Source organism: Colwellia asteriadis, from assembly GCF_039523295.1.
GTDB classification, from domain to species: domain Bacteria; phylum Pseudomonadota; class Gammaproteobacteria; order Enterobacterales; family Alteromonadaceae; genus Colwellia; species Colwellia asteriadis.
In genome coordinates this window covers 191,053-206,982 of sequence record NZ_BAAAFA010000006.1, presented here as the reverse complement: position 1 = coordinate 206,982, position 15,930 = coordinate 191,053, and the positions used below count along the sequence as shown (strand labels likewise).

Below are 15,930 nucleotides of genomic sequence, written 5' to 3'. Positions count from 1 at the left end.
TACGCTCTTAAGTTGATTATGTTTACTCTAAAGCACTTTATAATAACCACATTAAGTATTGTATTTCTTGTTTCTGCATTATTAGTGTTAAGCGCGTGTGGTGGCGGTGATAGCGCTAAACCTAGCCCTATTGTAGAAAAAACGACAGAGAAAATTACCGACACAGATCAAGGTGAAGAGCAGGAACCTGAAAAAGAGCCTGAGAAAGAGCCTGAAAAAGAGAAGGAAGAAGAGCCTGTTTGTGAGACGCAAGCTACCCTAGCGGAAAATCACTTTGATACAGAATATTCCTACCATAATCCGCAAGCAAGCACGGTTAAAGACCAGCTATTAACGAGCTTTATTGTTAAAGAATCAGCAGGTGTTGCAGCTGTTAATTACCCTGTCTCTATGGTGTTTCCACTTCCCCCTGGTGAGCATTTTTATGCAGGCGAATTTCATATTAAAAATGATGAAGGGGTAGTAATCCCAGCACAATTTAATGTTTTAAACCGTTGGTGGGCAAAAGACCGCTCACTACGACACGTTCAGGCACACTTCACTATTGATTTACCTGCGTATACTACTGGTAAGCCCGATACTGGAAGTAAGCGGTTTTATTTGCATGCTGGAAAGGCGGATGCAGTAGCCAAAAACTCGGTTTGTACGGTAGAAACTGACGAAGAAATATCAATCTCTAATGGCTTAATTACCCTTAATATACAAAAAAATCCGCTAATTATTACCACGCCGGCTGGCCAACTAACATCGTTATTTACTACAGAAAAGGGAATTGTCGATAAGTCTTTTAATCATAAGGATATTAAGATTGAATTAGACGAGTTAGGCGCACAACGTACTGTTGTTAAAATATCCTCTCAAACCGATTATATGAGCCCGACAGATATTAAACATGGTTGGGCGCTCAGGCTTTATATCCACGCCAATAGCCATTTAGTTAAAACAGATTTTCAGTTACAAAACTCGGCATTAAATACGGTTTTTTCAGCGCCACTTTATTATAAAAGTCACCAACTGAGGTTAGATGGTGTTGGTGCAACAACGACTGCAGAGCTTAAAGCTGATAATGTAGAGAGAGAGCGTATTACTTCGCAGGGGGCGGGCTATATTGGCAGCCCTAAAGTTGCTGTGTTTATGAGAGATTTTTGGCAGCGATTTCCTAATGGTTTGCAGGTCAATGATGATGGTAGTTTGGACGTAGAGTTATATCCTGCCTGGTCGAAACAATATTTGAATAATGATTTTGTTAACGGCGATTATTATTGGTTGGACGATATGAAACAAACTTATAAAGAGTTACTGTTTGATTTCTCCGAGCAAAAAACAGATGAAGATATCACACGTACTTCATTACATTTTCAGTATCCGCCAGTAGCTGTTATTCCGCAATCATATTATCAAAAAACCAGTGTAACGCTCGAATTAGGTGGTTACTTTCCATTAACTGAGCCAGAAACTGAGTTAGCTAGGTTACCTCAATATTCAGATAAAGATTTTTCACAGTTACATGGTGCTTATCGGTTTGGTCAAGATAACTTTGGTTTAGATTTAGCTCGGAAATCGTCAACCAGTGGCACTGGTGGTTGGCCATACTCTAATCGTAAGTTTTTTATTTCAGGTAACCCCAAAGATTACTATTTTGCGCAAAATATGGCGAAAGCTGAAATTAATATTAGACCGCAGTGGCTCTCAGGTTATATCCATGACGATGACTTTGAGAATGTTATGCCCACCACTAACCCTTATGCGGGTGCTACATGGCGAAAATTTTTAGGTCACGGTGTTGCTACACTAACCCGTTCATATATAGAGGATAGTCAACGTATTGCTAAACCGAGAGATGACCAACATGCTTGGTTTTATCATGTTGAACAAGCGTATTTAATGTCAGGCAATAAGTGGCTAAAAGATTGGTATGAATTCATGGCAGAATTTAAACAAGCATATATACAAGAGCTTGACCCTTGGCCAGATAGAAGTAACAGAGCAGAAGGGCATAGTTTGAGTGTTGCATTATCATCTTATCGTGTAACTGATAATAAAAGGTTAGGTCAGCTTCTTAAAAACTATACCAGTACAATACATAGTAAATATGTACTTGCGCCGCACAATATTTCAGTTGGTACGATAAAGTTGACAAACCCTAAAGCGGCTGTGTTTCAGCAAGGTTTTTTAGTTAAAGCTTTTATTGATTTATATAATGAGTTTCCAGATCAAGAAGTCACGTTAAACTTAATCCATAATCACGTTGAGTGGAATTATTTATACGCTAATTATAGTTACTATCGCAGTGTGATTGATTATGAAGTTAGCACGACAGCGTCTGGTAGCAGTTTGAGTTTTGTTGATGCGGCAATCTGGTATTCGCTTTATGCAGAAAACCCTAAATATGCTGATCATGCCATTCATTTTGTTCAATACGGCATTGGTGGTAATAAACCTTATGGCAGCTGGGATAAATGGCAGGGACAATATGAAGCGCAGTTGTATAATTATTACTTACAAAAACATAACCGTGCTTCAGACTGATTATCAATAAAGGTAAGTGCAGGTAAACTTTTTAAGTGGCGTCCACCTGCATATAATTATCACCGCTTGCAAAGGCTATTAATCGGCTTAATTGCGTTAAGGTATAGCCACTTTTCTGTTGCAAATCATTAAAGAAAGCCTGAATTGCGTTAAGGCTTTTTTTACTTTGTAAGCCACCATCAATAATTTGTTGTGCACGTAAATACGCTTCAACATCACTACTTAAAATAAATGTATCTTTACCGAGCAATCGCAAGGCGTATGGGCCGGTGTTACCACCTAAACGTGCGCCATTCTTTTTAAGAAAATCCCATAAACCAATAATGTCATTACTTGGCCAATCGGCAATAAATTGTGCAAAGCTTTTGCCATTTAGCTGATGCTCAAAAATCATCTGTGCATTGTCTTTAATGGTTTTTACTTTATTGTAGTTACGAATAATTTTAGGGTCAGCCGCTTTTCGCTCTAGCATTTCTTCGGGCATCATTAGCACTTTTTCAATATTAAAATTAAAAAAGGCCTCCTCAAAGTCTGGCCATTTATTTTCTACTACTCGCCAAACAAAGCCTGATTTGAATATTTGCTTAGTAAATGCCGCTAATACTCTGTCGTCTGTTAACAGCGCTACGCTTTCGTGTGCGGCGTTATCATCAAGAAGTTTTTTGCCTAGAATACGTTTACCGAGTAATACTTCAAGGGCTATTTCGCCGCCCTTACGGTCAGCGGCGCGCTGGTAAAGCGCTTTAAATGGTTCGTGAGTCATGTTTTTTATTCTTGAATTCAAGGATTAAGTCGAGTCGTTAGTCGCAAACTAATACGAAAATTAATGAGGGTAAGATCACAATCAAGGCACTTTAAAAAGTGCCTTGATGAGTGACAGTATTGCGATTATTACGCTTCAATACCGCTGTGACGTAGTAATGCCTCTATTTCAGGGGCGCGACCGCGGAAGTTTTCAAACAACACACTTGGCTCTTGTGAACCGCCTTTCTCTAAAATATTTTCTAAGAAAGATTTACCTGTTTCGGGGTTAAAAATGCCTTGTTCTTCAAATAAGCCAAAAGCATCAGCAGAAAGTACCTCTGCCCATTTATAGCTGTAATAACCTGCAGAATAACCGCCGCCAAAAATATGGCTAAAGCCATGTTGAAAGCGATTAAAGCTTGGTGGTTTTACAACAGAATATTTTTCACGAACGTTATCTAAAGTTTGTTGAATATGGTTTTCGTTATTAGCTGCATCGGGTTTGAAGTTTTCATGCATCGAAAAATCAAAAATACTGAACTCTAACTGACGTAACATTTGCATGGCCGATTGAAAGTTTTTCGCTGCCAGCATTTTATCTAACATGGCTTGCGGTAATGGCTCACCGGTTTCAAAATGACCAGAAATAAACGCAAGCGCTTCGTCTTGCCAACACCAGTTTTCTAAAAACTGACTGGGTAATTCAACGGCATCCCATGGTACACCATTAATACCGGCAACGCTGCTAGCATTAACTTGGCTTAGCATGTGATGAATACCGTGACCAAATTCATGAAATAGGGTAACTACTTCATCGTGGGTAAATAACGCAGGATTATTGCCTACAGGGCCATTGAAGTTACATGTTAAGTACGCCACTGGATATTGAATTGAACCATTGCTGAGTTTAGCTCTGCCAACACAGTCATCCATCCAAGCACCGCCGCGTTTTTTCTCGCGCGCGTATAAATCTAAATAGAAGCTACCGCGCAGTTGATTTTTATTATCAAAAACATCGTAGAAGGCCACGTCATCATGCCAAACATCCACGCCATCACGCTTAGTAATGGTTAAACCAAATAAACGATGTACTACTTCAAATAAGCCCGATACCACTTTGTCTTTAGGAAAGTAAGGGCGTAATTGCTCGTCTGAAATAGCATAACGGTTTTGTTTAAGTTTTTCGCCGTAGTAAGCTAAATCCCAAGCGTGTAATTCACTCACATTAAATTCGCTTTGGGCAAAGTCAGTTAATTCTTTAAAGTCTTGTTGACCTTGATGTTGTGATTTAACGGCTAGGTTTTCTAAAAATGACATTACTTCATCAGTGGTGTTTGCCATTTTAGTGGCTAGCGAGTGCTCGGCGTAATTATCAAAGCCAAGTAGGTTAGCTAATTCATGACGAAGTGTTAATAACTCGTTCATGATCGCGCTATTATCAAATTCACCAGCGTTAGGGCCTTGATCAGATGCGCGAGTTACAAACGCAGTATAAAGTTGCTCACGCAGTGCCGCGTTATCGCAATACATCATTACCGGCAAGTAACTTGGAATATCTAAGGTAAAAGTATAACCCTGCTCGCTTGAATCTTCATTTTTGCTCGCAAATAATGCTTGTGCTGCAGCAAGTGCGCTGTCAGGTAAGCCTGTTAATTCACTCGCATCATTAATGGTTACGCTAAAAGCGTGGGTTGCGTCTAATACATTATTGCTAAAGTTTGAGCTTAACTCAGAAAGGCGAGTAACAATTTCACCGTAACGTGCTTTATCTTCATCATTTAAGGCTATGCCTGATAAGGTAAAATCGCGTAGTGCATTGGTAATAACTTTTTGTTGTGCGGTGTCGAGTTTATCAAACTCGGCGCTGTTTTTTAGACTTTGATACGCTTCAAATAACTGCTGATTTTGGCCAACAAAAGTGCCATATTCAGACAGTAATGGTAAACATGACTCATAAGCATCACGTAGCTCATCACTGCTTACTACTGAATTCATATGTGAAACAGGCGACCATAATTTAGAAAGCACATCGTCTATTTCATCAATAGGTAATACTAAATTGTCCCAAGTATAGTGCGCGTTATTATTTAATACGTCGCTGATTGTTTTTTTACAATTGGCGATAGCTTGTTCAACCGCTGGCTTTACATGTTCAGGTTTAATTTGTGAAAAGGCTGGTAACTCACCTTGAATAAGTAATGGATTGGTCATAATGGCTCTTGGGCTAATGAATCGTTACCCTATATGTAATGATTATTCGCCGCTATTTCAAGGTAGGTCTGCAATATTAAATAACTCGCCTTAATCATTAACCAGAACTCGAGGTCATTAGCCTTTTTAAGATGATTACAATGCGTTACTTGAAATAGCGAGGTAATGGGCATATATATTGAGTATCTTTTTATAAAAAATAGAGACAACCATGACACAACATTTTGATTATATTGCCATTGGCGGTGGTAGTGGCGGCATTGCCTCAGCAAATCGCGCAGCAAAGTTAGGTAAAAAAGCCGCTGTAATAGAAGCTAAATATATTGGCGGCACTTGTGTCAATGTTGGTTGTGTACCTAAAAAAGCGATGTGGTATGCCGGACAAATATCAGATGCGTTGAAATACGCCAACGATTACGGTTTTAGTCACTACCTTAATAACAACGACGGCCAAGACGCTAAAAAGTTTGATTGGGCAAAATTAGTAGAAAATCGCGAAGCGTATATTGAACGTATTCACGCAGCATATCAGCGTGGTTTTGACGCTAATAAAGTCACGGTAATTAATGGCTTTGCTAAGTTTGTTGATAAAAATACGGTAGAAGTTGATGGCCAATTATATACCGCAGATCATATTACTATTGCGACAGGTGGCAGACCTGCCATTCCTGAAGTTGAAGGCGCAGAATACGGCATTAATTCAGACGGATTTTTTGCTTTAACCGAACAGCCTAAAAGTGTTGCCGTTGTTGGCGCAGGCTATATTGCCGTTGAGCTTGCAGGTGTTTTTTATGCACTAGGCAGCGAAACCCACTTAATTGTGCGTAAAGAAAAACCATTGCGTGGCTTTGACGATATGCTAACCGACACTTTAGTTGAGCAAATGGCCAAGCACGGGCCAACATTACATACTCACAGCACCCCAGAGCGTATTGAAAAACTCAGTGACGGTCGTTTAGTGGTGCACTTTACTAATGGCACATCGTTAGCACCAGTCGACTGCTTAGTGTGGGCAATTGGTCGTGAGCCAGCAACCGATAACATTAATATTGAATCAACAGGTATTAAACTAGACGAGCGTGGTTTTATTCCAACAGATAAATTTCAAAACACCAATGTTGATGGTATTTATGCTGTTGGCGATAACACCGGACGTGCGCAATTAACTCCTGTTGCTGTTGCTGCTGGTCGTCGTTTGTGTGAGCGTTTATTTAACAACAAACCTAATGAGCATTTAGATTATTCAGGTATTGCGACAGTAGTATTTAGTCACCCAGTTATTGGCACCGTTGGTTTAACTGAAGCAGAAGCAATTGAAGAATACGGCCAAGACAATATTACGGTTTATAACTCTCAATTTACCGCACTTTACCAAGCGATTACTGAAGATTATCGCGACCCAACTCGCATGAAGTTAATTTGCGCCGGCAAAGAAGAAAAAGTGGTTGGTTTACATAGTATTGGTTTTGGTAGTGATGAACTACTACAAGGCTTTGCCGTAGCCATGAAAATGGGCGCAACCAAAGCAGATTTTGACAATACCATTGCCATTCACCCAACCTCTGCAGAAGAATTTGTTACTTTAACTTAATGATTTTAAGTAACTTTAATTTGCTAGCATATTATTAGCTAGCCTAGTTTTATTAGGCTAGCTCAACGATAAAAACACCGACTCATTCGGTGTTTTTTTTATGGGATTAAGCTCAACGCAATTTCTCAGCTAAATAATCTACCAGTAGCCGTATTTTTGGGGATAGGTGTCTATTTTGTGGGTAAACCGCCCATATTCCTTCATCAGGTGCGCGGTAGCTATCTAATAAGCTAATTAGTTCGCCATTTTTGATATGTTGTTCTACATAGTAGTCGGGCAGCTGTACTATGCCTAAACCTTTTAGCGCTGCATCGGTTAAACTAAAACCGCTGTTATAGCGTAACCGACCCGAAACACGAATGCTTTTTTCTCTTTCTAACTCGCTAAAATGCCAATAATCTAAGGTGCCTAATAAACAGCTGTGTTGGCTAAGTTCAGATAGCGCATGAGGGACACCATGCTTTTCAAGGTAACGGGGTGATGCACAAACATAGCTAGTGCGTTTGCCTAATTTTTTAGCCATCATGGTTGAGTCACTTAGCTTACCTAGGCGAATTGCCAAGTCGTAACCTTCATCGACTAAATCTATGTTGCGGTTACTTAAATAAGCTGAAACTTCGATATCGCTATATTGTGAAATGAAGTTATTAACCAGTGGTAATACTTGCTGCTCACCGTAAGTAACTGGCGCGGTTAACTTTATTTTCCCTTGAGGCTTAGAGTGTAAATTTGTAATCGCATGTTCAGCAGCGTCTAGACCGTCAAGTACACTGCGACAGTGTTGATAAAAAACCCGTCCTTCTTCGGTTAATGAAACCTTGCGCGTGGTACGGTAAAACAACTTAATATTTAATCGCTTTTCTAAGGCACTGACCTGACGGCTCACTTGGGCGGTAGAAATAGCCATTTTTTTTGAAGCGCGTGTAAAGCTCTCATTTTCAGCAACATAAACGAACTCGCTGATACCATCCCACTGCATTATTGTTACCTATATGTAAAAGTGAATTACTTATTGAGTACATTATCATAGATATATAAATATAGTAGACTAGCGCTATAACATGTTAACTGACGTTAACCCCTGTAAATACAAAGCCTAAACATATAATTAAAAAGAGAACGTAAAATAGAGCTATGCTCATTATTTCTAGTTCAGCTTGCCTATTCATTTAAAGAGAGAAAAACCATGACTGACCAATTTATTAAATCAAAAGCCGCTATTGCTTGGGGACCCAAGCAACCATTATCGATTGAAGAAGTCGATGTTATGTTACCTCGCAAAGGTGAAGTCTTAGTTAAAGTTGTTGCTTCAGGGGTTTGTCATACTGATGCTTTTACCTTATCAGGAGAAGATCCTGAAGGTGTTTTTCCTGCTATTTTAGGTCATGAAGGTGGTGGTATTGTTGAGCAAGTTGGTGAGGGTGTTACCAGTGTTCAAGTAGGCGATCATGTTATTCCTTTATATACGCCTGAATGTCGTGAGTGTAAATTTTGTTTATCGGGCAAAACTAATTTATGTCAAAAAATTCGTGAAACACAAGGTAAAGGTTTAATGCCAGACGGCACTACTCGTTTTTATAAAGACGGACAGCCTATTTATCATTACATGGGTTGTTCAACTTTTTCTGAATATACAGTGTTACCTGAAATTTCATTAGCCAAAGTTAACAAAGCAGCGCCATTAGAAGAGGTTTGCTTACTTGGGTGTGGTGTTACCACCGGCATGGGCGCGGTAATGAATACCGCCAAAGTTGAAGAAGGTGCCACGGTAGCCGTTTTTGGGCTTGGTGGTATTGGTTTGTCGGCTATTATTGGTGCAACCATGGCAAAAGCGAGTCGTATTATTGCCATTGATATTAATGAAAGTAAGTTTGATTTAGCGAAACAATTAGGTGCAACCGATTGTATTAATCCCAAAGATTTTGATAAGCCAATTCAAGACGTTATTGTTGAGTTAACCGATGGCGGTGTTGACTACTCGTTTGAATGTGTTGGTAATGTTAACTTAATGCGCTCAGCGTTAGAGTGTTGCCATAAAGGTTGGGGTGAGTCGGTAATTATTGGTGTTGCTGGCGCAGGGCAAGAAATATCGACCCGTCCATTTCAATTAGTAACGGGTCGTGTATGGCGTGGTACCGCTTTTGGCGGTGTAAAAGGTCGTACTGAGTTGCCAGATTACGTTGAGCGTTATTTAGCAGGTGAATTCAAATTAAGTGATTTTATTACTCATACTATGCCGCTTGAAGATATTAATGAATCGTTTGATTTAATGCACAAAGGCGAGAGTATTCGTAGCGTTATTCATTTTGCTAAATAATAAAGGTTAACAACATGGCAAGTAATCATGTAATTGAAAATATCAGTATGAATAAAAGCTTTGGTGGCTGGCATAAGCAATACAGCCATCAGTCTAGCACGCTCAATTGTGCTATGCGTTTTGCTATTTATTTACCGCCACAAGTCTCTAGTGGCGCAAAGGTTCCGGTACTATATTGGCTTTCGGGCTTAACCTGTACTGATGAAAACTTTATGCACAAAGCAGCGGCACAACGTATGGCTGCTGAATTAGGTATTGCTATTGTTGCTCCTGATACTAGTCCGCGAGGAAGTGAGGTTGCTGATGATGAAGGTTATGATTTAGGGCAAGGTGCGGGTTTTTATGTGAATGCCACACAAGCGCCTTGGAACCGACATTATCAGATGTACGATTACGTGGTTACTGAATTGCCAGCGCTGATTGAGGCGCTGTTTCCGGTGTCAAATAAGCGAGCTATTAGTGGACATTCAATGGGCGGACACGGGGCATTAACTATTGCGCTGTTGAACCCTGAACGTTATTGCTCGGTTTCAGCATTTAGCCCTATTTGTAATCCAATTAATGCACCGTGGGGTATTAAAGCATTTACAACATACTTAGGCGCAGATAAATCAACATGGCCGCAGCATGATGCAAGTGAGTTGATGAGCAAAGCAACGCAGTTAATACCAGCTAAGGTTGACCAAGGTGGTGCTGATAACTTTTTGCAAGAACAGTTAATGCCTGAAACTTTAGTGACCGCGGCAAAGGCGAGCAATTATCCGCTAGCACTTGCGATACATGAGGGCTACGATCATAGTTACTATTTCATCTCATCATTTATTGATGAGCATTTACGTTTTCATTTTGAGCATCTTAATGAATCTAAATAAGAATTACTCGTAAATAAGTGATAATAAACTTACACATTAGTGATTAATTTGCTAGAGTAGAGGTCAATTAGGACTTTTGTGTAGTGTTTATTGTGAGATTATTTTTCTGCTACTTGGTGGTTATAGTGATTGCATTGCAATCGACTTTGACGATCGCCGCAGATAATATCGGACATCAAAATAGCAATCAAAACACAGAACAACAGCACACCTTTCAAGATATTGCGCTAGCTAATCAAGCCCAAGCTAATCAAGTCCAAGTTAATCAGCAAAGTCCAAGTCATAGTGCCCACAATCACATAGTCTCGAGTGAAAGTGCTAAGCATACCAATCATAGTGATGTTGAACACCCAGATTGCCATCATAATCACTGTCACCACAGCAACTTAGTCTATTTTGATTTAGCAGGACTACAGTTATTTAATCGTTTACTAAATAAGCAAGTTGTCGCTAAAAAAATTAATTTTACCTCAGCGCCAGTGAGCCCAAGCTTACGTCCTCCTATCGTTTAATTCGTTATTAGTTACGCGGAAAATCCGCCTTATTTTTAATTAATTAAAACGAGAACATTATGAAACTTTTCAATGTTATCAGCTTGCTGGTGGCTGTTATATCGCCAGTATTTTTATCTGAGTCTTATGCTGGCACACCACAAAAAGAGCAACAGCTTAGCTTTACCAACAAACAAATGCAGCTTGCCAATATTCAGGTGGCGACAATTAAATCACGTTATATGGATCAACGTTTATATGCCCCAGGGGAAATACAAGCCAACGGTTATACCAGCTACGTGGTTTCACCGCGTGTTGAGTCGGTTATTGTGCGCCGTCATGCCATTTTAGGGGAGCACGTTGAGCAAGGACAAGCGCTAGTAACACTATTTAGCGAAACGGTAGCAGAAGCACAGGCGCTATATCGTATTGCCTATGCGGACTGGCAACGCGCCAAAAAAGTGGGTAACGGTGTTATTAGCGAGAGTGAACTTTTAAACGTAAAAACCGACTATATTGCCGCATACAGTCGCCTTAAAGCATATGGATTAACCGATAGAGCCATTGATATTGTTGCCAATGATCATAGCTCAGCGTTAGGCGAATATACCTTAAAAGCCGAGCGATCTGGTGCGGTTTTATCTGATGATTTTCAGCAAGGACAACGGGTCAGTGCTGGCGAACGCATTATGGTACTTACTAATGAAAGTGAGTTATGGATTGAAGCGCGTTTAGCTGCAAACAACCCCGCTATTTTATCGAAAGGCACTAAAGCTGAAGTTGTATTGACTCGTAGTAATAACGACTCAGTAAATTATCAAGCTGAGGTTATTCAACAGTCTCATACCATTGACCCTAAAACACGTACGCGTATTGTTCGCTTACAGGTTAATAATGACGATCATCAATTGCACCCGGGACTCTTTGTCGACGTGTACTTTGCTCTAACCACCGCAAAGCCAGTGTTAGTGGTTCCAGAAACGGCACTATTACGTGGCGCTAATGGTGATTGGCAGGTGTATGTGCAACAAAGTGAGCAACACGATGAACAAAGTGAAGTAGCACACCAACACAATGAAGCCGAGCAACACGATGAACAAAGTGAAGTAGCACACCAACACAATGAGGCTGAACAACACGATGAACAAAGTGAAGTAGCGCATCAACACAATGAGGCTGAGCAACCTACAATAGAGCAACATGAAGAAAGTGTTGCCTTTATCGCACAAGAGGTGGAGTTAGGCGCTTTATATAGAACGTATTCTCAAGAAAATAAGCAATGGTATAGCTGGCGTGAAATTTATGGCGTTAGTGAAAACAGTAATATTGCGGTGACAGGAGCATTTTTTATCGCTTCGCAAAGCGCTAAAAGTGGCTTTGATACTCATAACCATTAATTTTTAAGAGAGCAGTAATATGTTAAATCGTTTAATCCATTGGTCTATCGCCAATAAATTATTGGTGGTTATTACATTGCTGGCGTTAATTGTTGGCAGTACCCTAATATTACCTAAACTTAATCTTGATGCATTTCCTGATGTCACTAATGTGCAAGTTGCCATTAATACAGAAGCACCAGGGCTGGCAGCTCAAGAGGTTGAGCAGCTTATTACCTTTCCAATTGAGGCGGTAATGTATGCATTACCAGATGTAGAACAAGTACGGTCTATTTCAAAAACCGGCTTGTCTGGTATCACGGTTGTTTTTAAAGAAGGTACCGACATTTATTTTGCCCGACAATTAGTTTTTGAACGTTTATTGGCAGCCAAAGAGTTGATTCCACAAGGCGTTGGCGCACCAGAAATTGGTCCCAATACATCAGGTTTGGGTCAGGTTTATCAGTACCTACTTACCAGTGATGAATCATCAGATCTAGATTTGATGGCGTTACGTAGCCTTAATGACTGGTTAGTAAAGTTAATGTTGATGCCTATTGATGGCGTTACCGAAGTCTTATCATTTGGCGGTGAGGTCAAGCAATATCAGGTTAATATTAATCCAAGTTTATTATTGGCTTATCAAGTCACCCAGCAGCAAGTTATGGCGGCCATTGAGCAAAATAATCAAAATGCGGGTGGTTGGTATTTAAATCGCGGTGACGAACAGTTAGTTATTCGGGGCATGGGTTGGCTTACTGCGGGAGAGGACACTTTAGCGCAAATCGCTCAAACTCCACTTAAAACGGTTAACGGTGTTGTGGTTACCATTGGTGATGTAGCGACCGTCTCTTTAGGCAGTGAAATTCGTCAAGGTGCGGTAACTATGTCAACCCGCGATGAACAAGGCAATATTAACTCGAAAGGTGAGGTGGTTACCGGCATTGTTTTAAAGCGTATGGGAGCGAATACCAAATTAACCATTGACGGTATTAATGCGCGCGCAGAAATGATCAATAAGGCGCTGCCACTAGGCGTGCGTTTTGAAGTGCTTTATGATCAGGCTGACTTAATTGAGCAAGCTGTTAATACCGTTGTTGATGCGTTAGTACTTGCCTTTGGTTTGATCATTGTTATTTTAGCGCTGTTTTTAATGAATTTATCAGCAACCTTTTTAGTGCTTATTTCTATTCCTATTGCTATTGGTTTAGCGCTAATGGTAATGGCATGGCTAGGTATTTCAGCTAACTTAATGTCGTTAGGCGGTTTAGCTGTTGCTATTGGGATGTTAGTTGATGGCGCTGTAGTAATGGTAGAAAGCATTGTGAAGCAGTTATCAGTGCAGCAATCATTATTGCAAGCTAATAACAAAGAGCAAAATAAACTGTCAGCGCAGCAAATACAAAGCACTATTAACCAAGCCGCTTGTGCTGTGGTTAAACCTATCGTCTTCGCTACTGTGATTATTCTTGTCGTTTTTATGCCACTGTTTAGTTTTGAAGGTGTTGAGGCTAAGCTATTTCAACCAATGGCGATAAGCATTATGTTAGCTATGATTGCTGCACTATTTGTTGCCACCGTCATTGTGCCTGCGCTTGCCAGTATTTTATTTAGCCGTGGTGTTTCAATAAAAACTAACCCGATGGTTGCTTTGCTAGAGCGCGGTTATCGTCACTGTTTACTCAAAGCATTTCACTGGCGTAAAACCTTAATGGCTAGTGCATTTGTTTTAATGTGCAGCGCGTTAGCTTTAGTACCATTTATTGGTACTGAATTTGTTCCTGAATTAGAAGAAGGTACCATTAATTTACGGGTAACTTTAGCGCCTTCCGCCAGTTTAGAAACAGCGTTGAGTATTGCACCTAAAATTGAAAAAATACTCTTGGGCTTTACTGAAGTTGACTATGCCTTAAGTCGTGTCGGTCGCCCTGAAATTGGCGGCGATCCCGAGCCAGTTAATAATATTGAAGTCTATTTAGGGTTAAAACCGATAGCTCAATGGCAGCGAGCCTCAAGTCGTATTGAATTACAACAACTGATGGCTGAAGAGCTAGAGCAATTTCCAGGACTATTGTTTAACTTCTCGCAACCAATAGCTACGCGGGTAGATGAGTTATTATCAGGCGTTAAAGCGCAATTAGCGGTTAAATTATTTGGTGCCGATTTAGCCATATTAGCGAGTAAAGGTGAGGAAATAACCAAAGTAATTCAAACCATTGCGGGCGCAAAAGATGTTGCGATGGAACAAATTGCAGGTGAAGCACAATTAGTGATTAAGCCAAAACGACGACAACTTTCTCGTTATGGTATGTCGGTTAGCGATGTTATGAATGTCGTGCAAGACGGCTTAGGTGGCAGTGCAGCAGGACAAATTATTAATGGTAATGAGCGTTACGATATTTATGCACGTTTAGCTAAACAATACCGACAAGATATAGCTGCTATTGGTGAGTTGCGGTTGTTATCTCCTGATGGCGCTTGGTTACGTTTAGCCGATATTGCCGATATTGCTATTGAGTCAGGCCCACCACAAGTGCGTCGTGATGATGTGCAAAGGCGTGTGGTTATTCAAGCGAATGTTCAGGGGCGAGATATGGGCAGTGTTGTGGCTGATATTAATGCCGCTATTGCCGAGCAAGTTGACTTGCCTAGTGGCTACGGCATTCAAATTGGCGGTCAATTTGAATCGCAACAACGCGCTCAGAAAAAACTATTATTAGTGGTGCCATTATCATTAGCCTTAATTGCCTTACTGCTTTATTTTGCTTTTAACTCTATTGGGCAGGCGTTGTTAATTTTGGTGAATGTGCCGCTAGCGGTTATTGGCGGTATTGCCGCGTTGTATTTTAGTGGTCAATATTTATCAGTACCTAGCTCGGTGGGCTTTATTACCTTATTTGGTGTCGCCGTACTAAACGGTGTGGTGATGGTTGAAAGTATTAATTTGCAAATAAAAAGTGAGTTGAAAAAATTAGCCGATGCTGATCTTCAGCAAGCTATTTTCTCAGGCGCAATTGCGAGATTACGCCCCGTTCTAATGACCGCATTTACCTCATTATTAGGCTTGTTACCTATGTTAATGTCGACAGGTGTCGGGGCTGAAATTCAAAAACCGTTAGCGACGGTTATTGTTGGTGGCTTAGCCAGTGCAACCTTATTGACCTTATTTATTTTACCTGTGTTATATCGCATGTTTTCAACGTCTTGTATTGCTTTGTGGCGCCAAGGCAATAAAGGTTAAGTAGCGCTCTAATGGCGGTTTACCAATTACTGAACATTAGTACATGAATTCGGCGGTAACAACAGCGGTGATTTATCTACCTTAATAAATCACCGCATTGTTGTTATTATTTTATCTTTTTCGTATGAATTTTTTATGGCTCCAAAATTAAATAAGGATTCTTTAAATTTATATTTTCGAGCATGCTGCCAGCTAACACCCACCAATAATGACTTAGATTATTTTGTTATTTTAAGCTCACTTTTTTCTGTAAAAAAAGTTTAATAATCCGCTGGTAATTAAGCCCAATTCTGATAATCTCTTACGTCATCAAATAATCTTGTTTGTTTTTTGCACAAGGTAAATTGACAGCGATAAATAATTTATCCACAAATGATAAAAATAATAACATTGTGTATTTTAAAGCCTATCTTTTTCGCTTTTTTCAATGAATTCAATAAAATAGATCTAATAAGATCAAAGTAAGATCCTCACTTGCTTTGACGATTTTTTGTGCCTATTCACAAGGTTATCCACAAGAAGATCCTATAAAGTTTTTTTGTATAGTGGAGCCTGCAG

10 protein-coding genes are annotated in these 15,930 nt (G+C 40.0%); 7 read left to right on the top strand and 3 right to left on the bottom strand.

The window, feature by feature from the left end; genetic code table 11:
• Positions 1 to 18: 18 nt before the first annotated feature.
• Positions 19 to 2,529: a hypothetical protein gene (locus ABD005_RS10295; RefSeq protein WP_343817337.1), complete on the top strand. Its 2,511-nt coding sequence runs from the start codon at positions 19 to 21 to the stop codon at positions 2,527 to 2,529.
• 31 nt (positions 2,530 to 2,560) lie between these two features.
• Here ABD005_RS10295 and ABD005_RS10290 read toward each other — a convergent pair whose 3' ends face one another.
• Both ABD005_RS10290 and prlC read right to left on the bottom strand, forming a co-directional pair.
• Positions 2,561 to 3,292 (bottom strand): DNA-3-methyladenine glycosylase I, encoded by a 732-nt coding sequence (locus tag ABD005_RS10290; RefSeq protein ID WP_343817336.1) that lies wholly within the window; start codon positions 3,290 to 3,292, stop codon positions 2,561 to 2,563.
• A gap of 128 nt (positions 3,293 to 3,420) precedes the next feature.
• Positions 3,421 to 5,484 carry an oligopeptidase A gene (prlC, locus tag ABD005_RS10285; protein ID WP_343817335.1) on the bottom strand — a complete coding sequence of 688 codons (2,064 nt, stop codon included), beginning with the start codon at positions 5,482 to 5,484 and terminating at the stop codon, positions 3,421 to 3,423.
• 211 nt (positions 5,485 to 5,695) lie between these two features.
• Here prlC and gorA point away from each other — a divergent pair, with 211 nt between their 5' ends.
• Positions 5,696 to 7,075 carry a glutathione-disulfide reductase gene (gene gorA, locus ABD005_RS10280; protein WP_215981274.1) on the top strand — a complete coding sequence of 460 codons (1,380 nt, stop codon included), beginning with the start codon at positions 5,696 to 5,698 and terminating at the stop codon, positions 7,073 to 7,075.
• Positions 7,076 to 7,187: 112 nt separating this feature from the next.
• Here the strand turns inward: gorA and ABD005_RS10275 are convergent, their stop codons facing one another.
• Positions 7,188 to 8,054 carry a LysR family transcriptional regulator gene (locus ABD005_RS10275; protein ID WP_343817334.1) on the bottom strand — a complete coding sequence of 289 codons (867 nt, stop codon included), beginning with the start codon at positions 8,052 to 8,054 and terminating at the stop codon, positions 7,188 to 7,190.
• A 207-nt stretch (positions 8,055 to 8,261) separates the two neighbouring features.
• Here ABD005_RS10275 and ABD005_RS10270 point away from each other — a divergent pair, with 207 nt between their 5' ends.
• From ABD005_RS10270 to ABD005_RS10250, 5 genes are all read left to right on the top strand, one after another.
• On the top strand, positions 8,262 to 9,392 hold the full coding sequence (locus ABD005_RS10270; RefSeq protein ID WP_252739005.1) for an S-(hydroxymethyl)glutathione dehydrogenase/class III alcohol dehydrogenase: 1,131 nt from the start codon (positions 8,262 to 8,264) through the stop codon (positions 9,390 to 9,392).
• 14 nt (positions 9,393 to 9,406) lie between these two features.
• A complete protein-coding gene (gene fghA / locus ABD005_RS10265) occupies positions 9,407 to 10,264 on the top strand; it encodes an S-formylglutathione hydrolase (protein ID WP_343817333.1) in 858 nt (285 codons plus the stop codon).
• A 125-nt stretch (positions 10,265 to 10,389) separates the two neighbouring features.
• The gene (locus ABD005_RS10260) at positions 10,390 to 10,776 is read left to right on the top strand and encodes a hypothetical protein (RefSeq protein ID WP_343817332.1); all 387 of its coding nucleotides are present in this window, start codon (positions 10,390 to 10,392) and stop codon (positions 10,774 to 10,776) included.
• Between the two features lie 59 nt (positions 10,777 to 10,835).
• Entirely contained in the window at positions 10,836 to 12,152 is a 1,317-nt protein-coding gene (locus tag ABD005_RS10255; RefSeq protein ID WP_343817331.1) for an efflux RND transporter periplasmic adaptor subunit, read from the top strand.
• A gap of 19 nt (positions 12,153 to 12,171) precedes the next feature.
• On the top strand, positions 12,172 to 15,372 hold the full coding sequence (locus tag ABD005_RS10250; RefSeq protein WP_343817330.1) for an efflux RND transporter permease subunit: 3,201 nt from the start codon (positions 12,172 to 12,174) through the stop codon (positions 15,370 to 15,372).
• Positions 15,373 to 15,930: the final 558 nt, after the last annotated feature.